18 protein-coding genes are annotated in these 15084 nt (G+C 62.8%); 17 read left to right on the forward strand and 1 reads right to left on the reverse strand.

Annotated features, from left to right (window positions below; translation table 11 throughout):
* Positions 1-140: 140 nt before the first annotated feature.
* Positions 141-1445: a nicotinate phosphoribosyltransferase gene (gene pncB, locus AAFN84_RS05275; RefSeq protein ID WP_347513450.1), complete on the reverse strand. Its 1305-nt coding sequence runs from the start codon at positions 1443-1445 to the stop codon at positions 141-143.
* A gap of 162 nt (positions 1446-1607) precedes the next feature.
* Between pncB and AAFN84_RS05280 the strand changes: the two genes are divergently transcribed.
* From AAFN84_RS05280 to nuoK, 17 genes are all read left to right on the forward strand, one after another.
* Positions 1608-2660, forward strand: a complete 1053-nt coding sequence (locus AAFN84_RS05280; RefSeq protein WP_347513451.1) for an aldo/keto reductase — start codon at positions 1608-1610, stop codon at positions 2658-2660.
* A 139-nt stretch (positions 2661-2799) separates the two neighbouring features.
* Complete coding sequence (locus AAFN84_RS05285; protein WP_347513797.1) at positions 2800-3078, forward strand: hypothetical protein; 279 nt, start codon at positions 2800-2802, stop codon at positions 3076-3078.
* Positions 3079-3161: 83 nt separating this feature from the next.
* Positions 3162-3410 carry a ParB N-terminal domain-containing protein gene (locus AAFN84_RS05290; RefSeq protein ID WP_347513452.1) on the forward strand — a complete coding sequence of 83 codons (249 nt, stop codon included), beginning with the start codon at positions 3162-3164 and terminating at the stop codon, positions 3408-3410.
* 36 nt (positions 3411-3446) lie between these two features.
* Positions 3447-3956: a tyrosine phosphatase family protein gene (locus AAFN84_RS05295; RefSeq protein ID WP_347513798.1), complete on the forward strand. Its 510-nt coding sequence runs from the start codon at positions 3447-3449 to the stop codon at positions 3954-3956.
* Positions 3957-4203: 247 nt separating this feature from the next.
* Positions 4204-4569 carry an NADH-quinone oxidoreductase subunit A gene (locus tag AAFN84_RS05300; protein WP_347513453.1) on the forward strand — a complete coding sequence of 122 codons (366 nt, stop codon included), beginning with the start codon at positions 4204-4206 and terminating at the stop codon, positions 4567-4569.
* The gene (locus tag AAFN84_RS05305; protein WP_347513454.1) at positions 4560-5141 is read left to right on the forward strand and encodes an NADH-quinone oxidoreductase subunit B; all 582 of its coding nucleotides are present in this window, start codon (positions 4560-4562) and stop codon (positions 5139-5141) included. Before AAFN84_RS05300 ends, AAFN84_RS05305 begins: the two co-directional genes overlap by 10 nt.
* A gap of 9 nt (positions 5142-5150) precedes the next feature.
* Positions 5151-5756 carry an NADH-quinone oxidoreductase subunit C gene (locus AAFN84_RS05310; RefSeq protein ID WP_347513455.1) on the forward strand — a complete coding sequence of 202 codons (606 nt, stop codon included), beginning with the start codon at positions 5151-5153 and terminating at the stop codon, positions 5754-5756.
* Between the two features lie 8 nt (positions 5757-5764).
* Entirely contained in the window at positions 5765-6955 is a 1191-nt protein-coding gene (locus AAFN84_RS05315; RefSeq protein WP_347513456.1) for an NADH-quinone oxidoreductase subunit D, read from the forward strand.
* Positions 6956-8206: an NADH-quinone oxidoreductase subunit E gene (locus tag AAFN84_RS05320; protein ID WP_347513457.1), complete on the forward strand. Its 1251-nt coding sequence runs from the start codon at positions 6956-6958 to the stop codon at positions 8204-8206.
* A 9-nt stretch (positions 8207-8215) separates the two neighbouring features.
* Positions 8216-9520: an NADH-quinone oxidoreductase subunit NuoF gene (gene nuoF / locus AAFN84_RS05325; RefSeq protein ID WP_347513458.1), complete on the forward strand. Its 1305-nt coding sequence runs from the start codon at positions 8216-8218 to the stop codon at positions 9518-9520.
* A 63-nt stretch (positions 9521-9583) separates the two neighbouring features.
* Positions 9584-10126: an NADH-ubiquinone dehydrogenase gene (locus AAFN84_RS05330; RefSeq protein WP_347513459.1), complete on the forward strand. Its 543-nt coding sequence runs from the start codon at positions 9584-9586 to the stop codon at positions 10124-10126.
* A gap of 61 nt (positions 10127-10187) precedes the next feature.
* Positions 10188-12269, forward strand: a complete 2082-nt coding sequence (gene nuoG / locus AAFN84_RS05335; RefSeq protein ID WP_347513460.1) for an NADH-quinone oxidoreductase subunit NuoG — start codon at positions 10188-10190, stop codon at positions 12267-12269.
* Positions 12270-12279: 10 nt separating this feature from the next.
* Positions 12280-13329 (forward strand): NADH-quinone oxidoreductase subunit NuoH, encoded by a 1050-nt coding sequence (nuoH, locus tag AAFN84_RS05340; RefSeq protein WP_347513461.1) that lies wholly within the window; start codon positions 12280-12282, stop codon positions 13327-13329.
* Positions 13326-13517, forward strand: coding sequence for a hypothetical protein (locus AAFN84_RS05345; RefSeq protein WP_347513462.1), 192 nt, complete (start codon positions 13326-13328; stop codon positions 13515-13517). The genes nuoH and AAFN84_RS05345 overlap by 4 nt, the downstream gene beginning before the upstream one ends.
* Positions 13518-13519: 2 nt before the next feature.
* Complete coding sequence (gene nuoI, locus AAFN84_RS05350) at positions 13520-14011, forward strand: NADH-quinone oxidoreductase subunit NuoI (protein WP_347513463.1); 492 nt, start codon at positions 13520-13522, stop codon at positions 14009-14011.
* Between the two features lie 134 nt (positions 14012-14145).
* Positions 14146-14766 carry an NADH-quinone oxidoreductase subunit J gene (locus AAFN84_RS05355; RefSeq protein WP_347513464.1) on the forward strand — a complete coding sequence of 207 codons (621 nt, stop codon included), beginning with the start codon at positions 14146-14148 and terminating at the stop codon, positions 14764-14766.
* A gap of 2 nt (positions 14767-14768) precedes the next feature.
* Positions 14769-15077, forward strand: coding sequence for an NADH-quinone oxidoreductase subunit NuoK (gene nuoK / locus AAFN84_RS05360; protein ID WP_347513465.1), 309 nt, complete (start codon positions 14769-14771; stop codon positions 15075-15077).
* The last annotated feature ends 7 nt before the right edge of the window (positions 15078-15084 follow it).

Consider the following 15084-nt stretch of genomic DNA (forward strand, 5'->3'; position numbering starts at 1 on the left):
CACCCCATACTCTTTGCGTCGTCGTTGCGACGCGTTCCCCTTGTTATGGATGTATCTGAACATCTGATTCTGGACTTGGCAAGCCATGAAATGTGCAGCGCGGCGAAATGCGCAAAACGTGCACACATCTTACACATCGGCTAAACGAAAACCGGCTGACTTACACGAGCTTCTTCGCCGAAGATTTTGATATATTTGTTTATTTCAGATCTGTCGCCAGTTGCTTTTTCGGGGTTGTCCGAAAGCTTCACTGCCGGACGACCGTTGGCGCTCGTGACCTTGCAGACGAGCGAAATCGCCTGCAGCGCGTCATTGTGCGCCGGCGCGCAATCCTGGAAATCATTGGTCAGGTTGGTGCCCCAGCCGAACGCCATGCGCACACGGCCGCGAAAGTGCTGATAGGCTTCGATGATCGTTTCGACGTCGAGGCCATCCGAGAAGATGAGCAGTTTGTCCTCGGGATTGCGGCCGCGTTCCTGCCACCAGCGTATGATGCGTTCGCCGCCTTCGATGGCGGGCGCGCTGTCCGGACGGAAGCCGGTCCAATCGGCTACCCAATCGGGTGCGTCGCGCAGGAAGGAAGCCGTGCCGAACGCATCAGGCAGGACGATCAGAAGATTTCCGCCATAATAGGTCTGCCATGCCTGAAGCACCTTGTAGGGTGACGCCCTGAGTTCTTCTTCGTTGGTGGTGAGGGCGGCCAGCACCATCGGCAGTTCGTGCGCGTTGGTGCCAAGGGCTTCCAGGTCGGTGTCCATGGCGAGCAGGACGTTGGACGTGCCGGTGAAGCCCTCTCCAATGCCTTCCTTCAGCGCTTCCACGCACCAGCGTTGCCACAGGAAGGAGTGCCGGCGCCTGGTGCCGAAATCGGAGATGCGCAGTTCCGGATACTTCTTCAGCCGCTCGACCTTCTCCCACACCTTGGCTTTCGCCCGCGCATAGGTCACGTCGAGAGCGAACGGCCCCATGCTGCGGAGAGCGGAGCGCGAACGCAGTTCGTTGATGATTGCCAGCGCAGGAATCTCCCACATCGTCGTGTCATGCCAGCGGCCATGGAAATGAAGCTCGTACTGGCCGTCGCGCTTGGACAGTTCGTATTCCGGCAGGCGGAAATTCTCCAGCCAGGCCAGGAAATCATGCTCGAAGATCTGCTTGCGGCCGTAGAAGCTGTTGCCGGCCAGCCAGATCATCTCCTTCTTGGAAAAACGCAGCGTGCGCGCATGGTCCAGTTGGGCGCGCAATTCCTGCTCGTCTATCTCGTCGGCCAGCCGCACCGACCTGGACCTGTTGATCAGCGAGAAGGTCGCGTCGACGTCGCGGTAGAGCCCCCAGATCATCTGCAGCATGAGCAGCTTGTAGAAATCGGTGTCGAGCAGGCTGCGCACGATCGGATCGAGCTTCCAAGTGTGGTTGTACACCCTGCGGGCGATATCGGTCTTGGGCATGCTTGACCTCATTTGTCTTCGCGCAAGCGGAGCGGAAGACGATGGCGGCGTCAATGTCAATGTGCGGTCCTTCTGCAATTGCACTGGCATCCTGTTTTGGCCTAATCTGTCTTCTCCCACCTCAGGCGCCCACGCGCCCAATCCCCCTAGCGGAGCATCTCCATGGAAAAGCGCAGGCTTGGCCGCACCGATATTTTTGTCTCCCGGATCTGCCTGGGTACCATGACCTTCGGAGAACAGAACACCGAGCAGGAAGGGCATGAACAGCTCGACCTGGCGCTGGAGCGCGGCGTGAACTTCATCGACACTGCGGAACTCTACCCCATACCGCCGAAAGCGGAGACCCAGGGCCGCACGGAACAGACCATCGGCACCTGGATGAAGAGCCGCGCGGCGCGCGACAAGATCGTGCTGGCCACGAAGGTCGTCGGCCGCACCGCGAACGAATGGTTCCGGGGAGGGCGCCCATCCAGGCTGGTACGGGCCGACATCACGGATGCGATCGACAAGTCGCTCGCCAGGCTCCAGACCGACTATGTCGACGTCTACCAGATGCATTTCCCCGACCGGCTGGTGCCGTGGGGTGCAAATCCCGTTCGCGTGGGCGAGTGGCCGGCAAAGCGTGCCGAGGACGAGACATCCATCGCCGAGACCCTGGCGGTCTTCGACGATCTGGTGAAGGCCGGCAAGATCCGGCATGTGGGCCTGTCCAACGAGAGTTCGTGGGGCGTGATGAAGTTCGTCGCCGAGGCCGACAAGGGGGTCGGTCCACGGGTCGCAACGCTGCAGAACGCCTATAATCTCGTCAACCGCACGTTCGAAGTGAACCTCGCGGAAGTCTGCGACCGTGAGGAGGTCAGCCTTCTGGCGTATTCGCCACTGGCGCAAGGCTATCTGACCGGGAAATACGACGACGGCGCGCTGCCAACAGGATCGCGCAAGCAGTTGTTCGATCGGCTCCAGCGCTACGAGACGCCGGGCGCTGCAGAGGCGCACAAGGCCTACAATACGCTTGCGCGCGACTTCGGCCTGGAGCCGGCCCTGTTTGCCAACGCTTTCGTCACGCATCGCTCGTTCGTCACCTCCAACATCATTGGCGCCACGAGCATCGATCAACTGAAGCTGGCGCTCGACTCAGCCGATGTCGCATGGACCCCCGAGATGCAGAACGCCGTCGACGCGCTTCACCAGCGCTTCGGCAACCCGTGCCCATAAGGGATGTTCGGCGGCTAAGTTGTCGTTAACCCTTCGTTAACCATGCGGGCGCAGCATTTCTCCTGGGAGGACCAACCTCAGGAGAACAGCCATGTTTGTCTCCCGCCTGCCCATGCCGCGGCTCAGCGCCGCCGTATCCATGCTGAGTGTTTGCGTCCTTCCTGCTGCCGCCCATGACGCTCCGAGCGGCTGGACTTATCCGCTGGCCTGCTGTTCGGACTACGACTGCCGCGAGGTCGCTGATGCGGACGTCGTGGAGGGACCCCAGGGCTATGTCATCAAGGTCACAGGGGAAGTCATCCCGATGACGTCACGCAAGGTGAAGCCGTCGCCTGATGGCGTGTTTCACTGGTGCTCGGTGGCAGGCAAGAATGACGGCAAGACGATTTGCCTGTTCGTGCCGCCACGGGCCTTCTGAGCGTAGGCCTCACGGCATCACTCGGTTCTTGTTTTGATTGGCATCGAGCGCATATCCTTCGCGTGCGAAGCGGAAGGAACCCGATGCTCAGGATAGAGAAGATCGCGATTGCCGATATCTACGTGCCGACCGAGCGCCGTAAGACGCTGCATCCGGAAACCGTCAGGCTTCTGGCAGAAGACATTCTGGAGAAGGGCATGACGACGCCCATTCAGGTGCGCAAGGATGCCAAGCGCTTCGTGCTCGTTGAGGGGCTGCATCGACTGGAGGCGGCGAAGTGGCTTGGTGAGACCACGATCGAGAGCTATCTGGTCCAGGCACGCCGGCACTGACGCGGCGAAGGGAATCGGTGCGTGACGACTGGAGCGATGATCCATGTGTGTTCGATCACCAAGGTCGCTCAGGCCGTGGAGCAGTCTGGTGGCTCCCGTCTGGTGACGTTGCTGACGGCCGGGACCCCGTTCGAGCGGCCGGCTGCCATCGATCCGGCGAATCATCTGTTCCTTTCGATGAACGACATCGTCCAGGAGCAGGATGGAATGGTTCTGCCGGGCCGGGAACATGTCGAGACGATGCTGGAATTCGCGCGGGCATGGGATCGCACGACGCCGCTCGTGATCCATTGTTTTGCCGGCATCAGCCGCTCCACTGCGGCCGCCTATATCTGCGCTGCCGCTCTTGCTCCGGGCCGGGACGAGGCGGAACTGGCCCGTACCCTTCGCCGATTGTCCCCCTCGGCGACGCCGAATGCCCGCCTCGTGCGTCACGGCGATGCGATACTCGGTCGCAATGGCCGCATGGTCGCGGCGATCGAGTCGATCGGGCGGGGCGCGGACGCCTTCGAGGGCGCGCCGTTTTTCCTGCCGATAGATGCCTGAGGCGCAAGGGTTGCCGGCCCCGGCGGGCGACGTAGCGTAACCTCGAAGGGCGGCCTCAAACGGGCGCCTGTGACAGTGGCCGCATGGAAATCCGGCCAATGTTTGACTTGCTTCGCAATGACGCCTGCGCTAACCCTCGCCGCGTTGCAACAAGCCTTGCCGCGTCGGACCCAACCGGGGTTATCGTTGCGGTTCCGCCTCCTCTCTGGGGCCACGGCTCAGCCGGGGGCGGCCAACGGAAAAGACAATGAGCGAACTTCTCAGTTCATATCTGCCGATCGTGATTTTCATTGGAGTGGCACTCGTCGTCGGGCTGGCGCTGATTGTCGCGCCGTTCCTCGTCGCGTACCGCAATCCGGATCCGGAAAAGCTCTCGGCCTACGAGTGCGGCTTCAACGCTTTCGACGACGCGCGCATGAAGTTCGACATCCGGTTCTACCTGGTGGCGATCCTGTTCATCATCTTCGACCTTGAAGTGGCCTTTCTGTTCCCCTGGGCGGTATCGTTCGGTGCGATCGGCTGGCTCGGGTTCGGATCGATGATGGTGTTTCTCGGCGTGCTGACCATCGGCTTCATCTACGAATGGAAGAAGGGAGCGCTGGAATGGGATTGAACGACGGCTCATCCACCCTCGTGGCGCCCAAGCCCAAGGGCATCGTGGACCCGAACACCGGCAAGCCGGTCGGTTCGGACGATCCGTTCTTCGGCGAGATCAATTCTGAGCTTTCCGACAAGGGTTTTCTGGTCACCTCGTCGGAGGCGCTGATTACCTGGGCACGCACGGGTTCGCTGATGTACATGACGTTCGGCCTCGCCTGCTGCGCGGTCGAGATGATCCACTCAGCGATGCCGCGCTATGACAGCGAGCGCTTCGGCATCGCTCCGCGCGCCTCACCGCGGCAGTCGGACGTGATGATCGTGGCGGGAACGCTGACCAACAAGATGGCGCCGGCCCTGCGCAAGGTCTACGACCAGATGCCGGAGCCACGCTACGTCATCTCGATGGGCTCGTGCGCCAATGGCGGCGGCTATTACCACTATTCCTATTCGGTGGTGCGCGGCTGCGACCGCGTGGTCCCGGTGGATATCTACGTGCCCGGTTGTCCGCCTTCGGCGGAAGCGCTGCTCTACGGCATTCTTCTCCTGCAGAAGAAGATCCGCCGCACCGGCACGATCGAGCGCTAGGAGGTCGTGATGAGCGAAGCCCTCAACGATCTGGCCGGACATATAACCGAGCGTCTCGGCGCGGCGGTGAATAGCGCGACGATCTCCTACGGAGAGTTGACCCTCCAAGTGGCCGGTGATGACATCGTCCCGGTGCTGACCTTCCTGCGCGACGATGCACGCTGCCGGTTCGTATCCTTCATCGACATCAGCGGTGCCGACTATCCGATGCGCGAGAAACGCTTCGATGTCGTCTACCATCTGCTGTCGCCGACGAAGAACCTCCGGGTGCGCATCAAGGTACAGACGGACGAGGACACGCCCGTGCCGTCCGCGACCGCCGTGTACTCGGGGGCGGACTGGTTCGAGCGCGAGGCCTACGACCTTTACGGCATCCTTTTCTCCGGCCATCCGGAGTTGCGCCGCATCCTGACCGATTACGGCTTCGAAGGGCATCCGCTACGCAAGGACTTTCCGCTCACCGGCTTCGTGGAAGTGCGCTATGACGACGAGGTCAAGCGAGTCGTCTACGAGCCTGTCGAATTGAAGCAGGAATTCCGGAATTTCGACTTCCTGTCGCCTTGGGAGGGCACGGACTACGTGCTGCCTGGCGACGAGAAAGCCAAGCCGAACTGAGGCGTCCAATGGCTGAGACATCCGTCAGAAATTTCAACATCAACTTCGGCCCGCAGCATCCCGCGGCGCACGGCGTGCTGCGCCTGGTGCTCGAGCTGGACGGGGAGGTCGTCGATCGCGCGGATCCGCATATCGGCCTGCTGCATCGCGGCACCGAAAAGCTGATGGAGACCAAGACCTATCTCCAGGCCGTGCCGTATCTCGACCGGCTCGACTATTGCGCGCCGATGAACCAGGAGCATGCCTTCGCGCTTGCCGTCGAGCGCCTGCTCGGCATCGAGGTGCCGAGGCGTGGCCAGATCATCCGGGTGCTCTACAGCGAGCTTGGGCGGCTGATGTCGCACATGCTCAACGTGACGACGCAGGCCATGGACGTCGGCGCACTGACGCCGCCGCTGTGGGGGTTCGTCGAGCGCGAGAAGATGATGGTCTTCTACGAGCGCGCTTCCGGGTCGCGGATGCACGCGGCCTATTTTCGTCCAGGCGGCGTGCACCAGGACCTGCCGGACGAACTTGTCGAGGACATCGGCAACTGGCTCGATCCGCTGCTCAAGACGATCGATGATCTCGACAACCTGCTGACGGGCAACCGCATCTTCAAGCAGCGAAACGTCGATATCGCCGTCGTGTCGCTCGAAGATGCCTGGGCGCTCGGCTTTTCGGGAGTGATGGTGCGCGGTTCGGGTGCGGCCTGGGACCTGCGCAAGTCGCAACCCTACGAGTGCTATGCCGAAATGGACTTCGACATCCCGATCGGGAAGAACGGCGACTGTTTCGACCGCTATCTCATCCGCATGGAAGAGATGCGCCAGTCGGCGCGCATCATGCGCCAGTGCGTCGATCTGCTGCTCGGCAAGGAGAGAGTTGGGCCGGTCTCGTCCATCGACGGCAAGATCGTTCCGCCGAAGCGCGCGGCGATGAAGCGTTCGATGGAAGCGCTGATCCATCACTTCAAGCTCTATACCGAGGGCTATCGCGTGCCCGCCGGCGAGGTCTACGCCGCCGTCGAGGCACCGAAAGGCGAGTTTGGCGTCTATCTCGTCTCCGACGGTACCAACAAGCCCTATCGCTGCAAGCTGCGCGCGCCCGGTTTCGCGCATCTGCAGGCGATGGATTTCCTCTGCAAGGGGCACATGCTGGCTGACGTCTCCGCCATCCTGGGCTCCCTCGACATCGTGTTTGGTGAGGTCGATCGCTAAATGTCCGTTCGCCGTCTCGCAGAAGCCAGCGTCCAGCCAGCAAGCTTCGCCTTCAACAAGGCGAATACGGCATGGGCCCGGCAGACCATCAAGAAGTATCCCAAGGGACGCGAGCAGTCGGCCGTGATTCCGCTGCTCATGCGTGCGCAGGAACAGGATGGCTGGGTGACGAAATCGGCCATTGAGCACGTCGCCGACATGCTCGACATGCCGTACATCCGCGTGCTCGAAGTCGCGACCTTCTACACCCAGTTCCAGCTCAAGCCGGTCGGAACCAAGGCCCATATCCAGGTCTGTGGAACGACACCGTGCATGCTGCGCGGCTCCGAAGCGCTGATGGACGTGTGCCGTTCGAAGATCCATCACGACCAGTTCCACACCAACGATAACGGGACGCTGTCGTGGGAAGAGGTCGAGTGCCAGGGTGCATGCGTGAACGCGCCGATGGTCATCATCTTCAAGGATGCCTATGAGGACCTGACGCCGGAACGGCTGGCGGAAGTCATCGATGAATTCGAGGCTGGCAGGGGCGATTCGGTCCCCACCGGCCCGCAAAACGGACGTACGTTCTCGGCGCCCGAATCGGGCCTGACGGCGCTCACCGACGAAAAGGCGGTCCTCAAGACGACCCGCGACAAGGAGACGAAGGCGGCAGCCAGGGCCGCCAAGGCTCCCGCCGCACCGGAAGTCGCGCCGACGCAGGCCGGCAAGCCAAAGACGGATGCGATCGAGACCAGTCCGGCGATCAAGTCTCCGTCGAAGGTGAAAGCGGACCCGGCGGTTGAAAAGGCGGCAAGTGCTTCCGCGCCGCAGGGCGACAAGCAGGCGGCCGACAAGGTCGACCCGTTCGTCGAAAAGACGGACGAACCGCGCGTTCATCCAGACAAGCATGCCGCTCCTGCGAAGGCATTCCAGGCGCCGGAGACCGAAAAGGCCACGGCTGCCGAAGTGGCCGAAAAGCCGTCGCTGGACGACGCGAACCGCCCGGCCGGAGTCGAGAAGCCTGACCAGCCTGACGACCTGAAGCTGATTTCCGGTGTCGGCCCGAAGCTGGAAGGCGTGCTTAACGGTCTGGGCATATACAGCTATGCGCAGGTTGCATCGTGGAACCAGGCGGAGCGCGACTGGGTCGACAGATACCTCAAGTTCAGGGGTCGCATCGACCGCGACGACTGGGTCAGGCAGGCCGAGGCGCTCGCCAAGGGCGGCGAAGCAGAATACATCCGCGTCTTCGGCAAGAAGCCGCGCTAGGAGATCGGGATGCTTCAGGACAAGGATCGCATCTTCACCAACATCTACGGCCGCTTCGACAAGTCGCTGGCGGGCGCGATGCGTCGCGGCCACTGGGACGACACGGCAGGGCTGATCGCCAAGGGCCGAGACTGGATCGTCAACGAGATGAAGGCGTCCGGCCTGCGTGGCCGCGGCGGCGCCGGCTTTCCGACCGGGCTCAAGTGGTCCTTCATGCCGAAGGAAAGCGACGGGCGGCCGCATTATCTCGTCGTCAACGCCGACGAGTCGGAACCGGGTACCTGCAAGGACCGCGAAATCTTGCGTCACGATCCGCACACGCTGGTCGAGGGATGCCTGATCGCTGGGTTCGCGATGGGTGCGCATGCGGCTTACATCTATGTGCGCGGCGAGTTCATGCGCGAGCGTGAGGCGCTGCAGCGGGCCATTGATGAAGCCTATGATGCCGGACTGCTCGGCAAGGGCAACAAGAACGGCTGGGATTTCGACGTCTACGTCCATCACGGCGCGGGCGCCTATATCTGCGGCGAAGAGACCGCGCTGCTCGAAAGCCTCGAAGGCAAGAAGGGCCAGCCGCGCCTGAAGCCGCCATTCCCTGCCAATGTCGGGCTCTATGGCTGCCCGACGACGGTGAACAACGTCGAATCGATCGCCGTCGCGCCGACCATCTTGCGCCGCGGCGCCGGCTGGTTTTCGTCCTTCGGGCGGCCCAACAATGTCGGCACCAAGCTGTTCTGCATCTCCGGCCACGTGAACAACCCGTGCACGGTGGAGGAGGCGATGTCGATTCCGTTCCGCGAGCTGATCGACACCCATTGCGGCGGCATCCGGGGCGGTTGGGACAATCTGCTTGCGGTGATCCCCGGCGGGTCTTCGGTGCCGCTGGTGCCGGCCGAGCAGATCATCGATACGCCGATGGATTTTGATGCATTGCGTGACCTGAAATCGGGCCTCGGCACGGCGGCGGTCATCGTGATGGACAAGTCGACCGACATCGTGAAGGCGATCGCGCGGCTTTCGTATTTCTACAAGCACGAGAGCTGCGGCCAGTGCACGCCGTGCCGCGAAGGGACAGGCTGGATGTGGCGGGTGATGGAGAGGCTCGTGCGTGGCGAAGCGCAGAAGCGCGAGATCGACATGCTGCTCGATGTCACCAAGCAGGTGGAAGGCCACACGATCTGCGCGCTGGGCGATGCGGCTGCGTGGCCCATCCAGGGGCTGATCCGGCATTTCCGCCCGGAGATCGAGCGGCGCATCGACGAATTCACCCGCAATGCCCATCGCGCCGAGCCGGCGCTGGTCGCGGCGGAATGAGAGAAAAGGCCTGACGCAGGGCGGCGCGGCGACAGCCTGCCGTCCAACGGAAAGATGCCAGAGATGAGCACGAGCGAACGGATCAGCAAGGGCGAGGACGCCGTGGTGCCGCAGGATGCTGCCAGCACGGTGAACCTGCTTGCGCACCCTGTGGCGGGCCTTGCGGCCGCCGGGGCGATCGGTTTCGGTCTGGCAAGCCACGCACTCGGATTGTGGGCCGGCGCAGTGGTGGGTGCCGCGGAGGCCTCTCAGCGCCTCTTTGCCGCGGCGCAGCCGGCCTTCCAGCCTGCCAACGCTGCTCCGGTGGCACTCAAGCTTGTCGTTTCGCGTTCCGTTCCCGAGGCACAGGCTGCCACGACCACGCGATCGGTCGATCCTGCGCCGGCTAGTCCTGCCGGTGAGCAGGATGATCTCAAGGCGATCTCGGGTGTCGGACCGAAGCTGGAGAAAGTGCTCAACGGTCTGGGTATCTGGAGTTATCGCCAGATCGCGGCTTTGGGCGAAAACGACATTGCCTGGCTGGACGATCATCTCGGTTTTTCCGGGCGGATCGGCCGCGACGACTGGATCGGTCAGGCAAAGGCGCTTCTGGCAAGCGCGAAGTGAATGTGTCGGGCAGGGATGCTCGAGAGCAAGGAATGCGGGTTATCCGCGGGGTTGAGGCGATATGGCTAGACTGAAGGTAGACGGCACGGAGATCGAAGTCCCCGATCACTACACGCTGTTGCAGGCGGCGGAGGAGGCGGGCGCCGAGGTGCCGCGCTTCTGCTTCCACGAACGGCTTTCGATCGCCGGCAATTGCCGCATGTGCCTCGTCGAAGTGAAGGGCGGGCCGCCCAAGCCCGCCGCTTCCTGCGCCATGGGCGTGCGCGACCTGCGCCCCGGCCCCAACGGCGAAGCGCCGGAAATCTTCACCAACACGCCCATGGTCAAGAAGGCCCGCGAAGGCGTGATGGAGTTCCTGCTCATCAACCATCCGCTCGACTGCCCGATTTGCGATCAGGGCGGAGAGTGCGACCTCCAGGACCAGGCGATGGCGTTCGGCGTCGACGCCTCGCGCTACCATGAGAACAAGCGCGCCGTCGAAGACAAGTATATCGGGCCGCTGGTCAAGACGATCATGACGCGCTGCATCCATTGCACACGCTGCGTCCGCTTCACCACGGAGGTCGCCGGCATTTCCGAGCTCGGCCTGATCGGTCGAGGCGAGGATGCCGAAATCACGACTTATCTGGAACAGGCGATGACGTCGGAGCTGCAGGGCAACGTCATCGACCTTTGCCCGGTCGGTGCGCTGACCTCCAAGCCCTATGCCTTCCAGGCGCGCCCGTGGGAATTGACCAAGACCGAATCCATCGACGTGATGGATGCGGTCGGTTCCGCGATCCGCGTCGACACGCGCGGCCGCGAAGTGATGCGCATCCTGCCGCGCGTCAACGAGGTCGTGAACGAGGAGTGGATTTCGGACAAGACCCGCTTCATCTGGGATGGCCTTCGTTCGCAGCGGCTCGACCGCCCGTACATCCGCAGGGATGGACGATTGCAGCCGGCGAGCTGGGCGGAGGCATTCGCGGCCGTGAAGGACGCCGTGTCCAAGACCAGCGGCGACAGGATCGGCGCGATCGCCGGCGACCTTGCCACCGTCGAGGAGATGTACGCGCTGAAGTCGCTGATGGGGTCGCTCGGCTCCGCGAATATCGATTGCCGCCAGGATGGCGCCGCGCTCGACCCGGCGGCGGGCCGCGCAAGCTACATCTTCAATCCGACGATCGATGGCATCGAGGATGCCGATGCGGTTCTGATCATCGGCTCGAACCCGCGCTTCGAAGCGTCGGTCCTGAACGCGCGGATCCGCAAGCGCTGGCGCATGGGCAACCTGCCTGTCGGCGTCATCGGCGATGTCGGCGACCTGCGCTACGACTACGAGATGCTGGGCGCCGGCGCGGAATCGCTGTCGCAACTGGCTGATGGTGCGATCAAGTTCCTGTCGGTGCTGAAGAAGGCCAAGCGGCCACTCATCATCGTTGGCCAGGGTGCGTTGGCGCGTCCGGACGGCGCCTCTATCCTGTCGATGGCGGCCAGGATCGCCGGCGACGTCAACGCCGTGACTGGCGATTGGAACGGCTTCGCCGTGCTGCACACGGCGGCATCGCGCGTCGGCGGTCTCGACGTCGGCTTCGTGCCGGGCGAAGGCGGCAAGTCCGTCGCCGCCATGATGGGCGCGCTCGACGTCATGTTCCTGCTCGGCGCGGACGAACTCGAGATGAGCGCGATCGGTTCGGCGTTCACCGTTTACATTGGGAGCCACGGCGATGCCGGTGCGCATCGTGCGGACGTGATCTTGCCGGGTGCGACCTACACCGAGAAGTCCGGTACCTTCGTCAACACCGAAGGTCGCGTGCAGATGGCCAACCGTGCCGGTTTTGCCCCCGGAGACGCCAAGGAAGACTGGGCGATCCTGCGCGCGCTGTCCGACGTGCTTGGTCACAAGTTGCCGTTCGATTCGCTGCCGCAGCTTCGTGCGACGCTCTATGCCGAGTTTCCCCATTTCGCGGCGATCGACGAGATCGCCGCTGGCGGGGCAGGTGACGTGGCAGCGCTGGTCAAGAAGCCGGGCAAGCTTTCGAAGGCGCCGTTCGCCTCTCCGGTGAAGGATTTTTACCTGACGAACCCGATCGCGCGGGCTTCTGCCGTCATGGCCGAGTGTTCCGCACTCGCCAGGGGCGGGTTCAAGCAGGCGGCAGAGTAGGGCGGAGCACATGGATTCCTTTTTCGCATATTACGTGCTGCCGGCACTGATCATCCTGGGCAAGTCCGTCCTGCTGATCGTCGTCCTGCTGATCCTCGTCGCCTATCTGCTCTACGCGGATCGCAAGATCTGGGCGGCCGTCCAGCTTCGTCGCGGTCCGAACGTGGTCGGGCCGTGGGGCCTGCTGCAGGCGTTCGCCGATCTGTTGAAGTTCGTCTTCAAGGAGCCGGTGATACCCGCCGGCGCCAACAAGGGCGTGTTCCTGCTCGCACCCCTGGTCTCCGCAGTGCTGGCCATCGGCGCATGGGCGGTGATTCCGGTCAGCGAAGGCTGGGCGATCGCCACCATCAATGTCGGCATCCTCTACGTCTTCGCGATCTCGTCGCTCGAGGTCTACGGCGTGATCATGGGCGGCTGGGCGTCGAACTCGAAATATCCATTCCTTGGCGCGCTTCGGTCGGCGGCACAGATGGTCTCCTACGAGGTCTCCATCGGCTTCGTAATCGTGACCGTCCTGTTGTGCGTCGGATCGCTGAGCCTCACCGACATCGTGCTGTCGCAGCGCGACGGCCTGGGCACGATCCTCGGCCTGCCCAACACCTTCCTCGACTGGCACTGGCTCGGCCTGTTCCCGATGTTCATCATCTTCTTCATCTCGGCGCTGGCAGAGACGAACAGGCCGCCCTTCGACCTGGTGGAGGCCGAATCGGAGCTCGTCGCGGGCCACATGATCGAGTATTCCTCGACGCCGTTCCTGCTGTTCTTCCTCGGTGAATATGTGGCGATCGTGCTGATGTGCGCGCTCACCACCATCCTGTTCCTGGGGGGCTGGCTGCCGCCATTCGACTTCGTCCCGTTCACCTGGGTGCCGGGCGTCATCTGGTTCGTGCTCAAGGTATGCATGGTGTTCTTCATGTTCGCCATGGTGAAGGCGTTCGTGCCGCGCTATCGCTACGACCAGCTCATGCGCCTCGGCTGGAAGGTCTTCCTGCCGATCTCACTGTTCATGGTCGTTGCCACCGCCACATTCCTCAAGGTCTGGGAGTTGATGGTCGCATGAGTGTTGGCCTCATCGGAGCGCTGATCGGTCTCGTGGTGGCCATTCTCGACTTCGCCTTCCTGCGCCTGTTGGCCAGCCGGGTCGACCTGGCGGACACGAAGCGCGCACTCAACGTCGCCGGCGTCGCCCAATTGGTGCTGCTGCCGGTCATGGGCTGGTTCCTCGGCCCCGTAATCGCTGGAGAATGACGATGTTCGCTCTCGCCCACGCTGCAAAATCACTGCTTCTGACTGAGTTCGTCGGGGCATTCGTGCTGTCGATGCGCCAGTTCTTCGCGCCGAAAGCAACGCTGAACTATCCCCACGAGAAGGGGAGGCTCAGCCCGCGCTTTCGTGGCGAGCACGCGTTGCGGCGCTACCCGAATGGCGAGGAACGCTGCATCGCCTGCAAGCTGTGCGAGGCCATCTGCCCGGCGCAGGCGATCACCATCGAGGCCGGACCGCGCCGCAACGACGGCACGCGGCGCACGGTGCGCTACGACATCGACATGGTGAAGTGCATCTATTGCGGCTTCTGCCAGGAGGCCTGCCCGGTCGACGCGATCGTCGAGGGGCCGAATTTCGAGTTCGCGACGGAAACGCGCGAGGAACTCTACTACGACAAGGAAAAGCTGCTCGCCAACGGCGACCGGTGGGAGCGCGAGATCGTGCGCAACCTCGAAATGGACGCCCCCTACCGCTGAGCGGGGGCAATGGTGGACGGGCAGGCAAGCCTCGTCTAAGAGACACGCGGACTCGGAAGCCCGGAGGCGGGCACGGGCCGGAGAAGGGACACGAGACCATCGGTCTCCTCCCTTGAAAGGAACCGGGGGAACCCATGCTGACAGGACTAGAGGCGATATTCTTCTATCTGTTCGCCTTCATCGCGGTGGCGGCGGCCTTCATGGTCATATCCGCCCGCAATCCGGTACATTCGGTGCTGTACCTGATCCTGACCTTCTTCAACGCCGCGGCACTCTTCCTGCTGACAGGCGCCGAGTTCCTGGCGATGATTCTGCTGGTGGTCTATGTCGGCGCCGTGGCGGTGCTGTTCCTGTTCGTGGTGATGATGCTCGACGTCGACTTCGCGGAGTTGAAGCAGGGCGCGCTTCAATACGCACCGATCGGCGCGCTGGTGGGGCTCATCCTCGCAGCCGAACTCATCGTCGTCGTCGGTGGCTACACCTTCGCGCCTGAACTGGCGAGCGAAGTGGCACGTCCCACGCCGGCGATCACAGAGCGGCAGAACACGGCCGCGCTCGGCGACATTCTTTACACGGACTATCTCTATTTCTTCCAGATCGGCGGGCTGATCCTGCTGGTGGCGATGATCGGCGCGATCGTGCTGACCCTGCATCACAAGCCGGGCGTAAAGCGCCAGGACATCGGTGCGCAGGTTCGGCGCACGCCGAAGACGTCGATCGAGGTCAAGAAGGTCGAGACGGGCAAGGGCATCTGAATATGGAAGTCGGCATCTCGCATTTTCTCACGGTCTCGGCGATCCTGTTCACGCTCGGCGTGTTCGGCATCTTCCTCAACCGGAAGAACGTCATCGTCATCCTCATGTCGGTCGAGCTCATCCTGCTTGCCGTCAACATCAATTTCGTCGCCTTCTCCGCCGCGCTCGGCGATCTGGTCGGCCAGGTCTTCGCTCTGTTCATCCTGACGGTGGCGGCGGCTGAGGCGGCTATTGGCCTTGCAATACTCGTCGTCTTCTATCGAAACCGCGGATCGATCGCGGTCGAAGACGTCAACATGATGAAGGGCTGAGCGGATC

The organism is Mesorhizobium sp. CAU 1741 (assembly GCF_039839275.1).
Taxonomy (GTDB): domain Bacteria; phylum Pseudomonadota; class Alphaproteobacteria; order Rhizobiales; family Rhizobiaceae; genus Aerobium.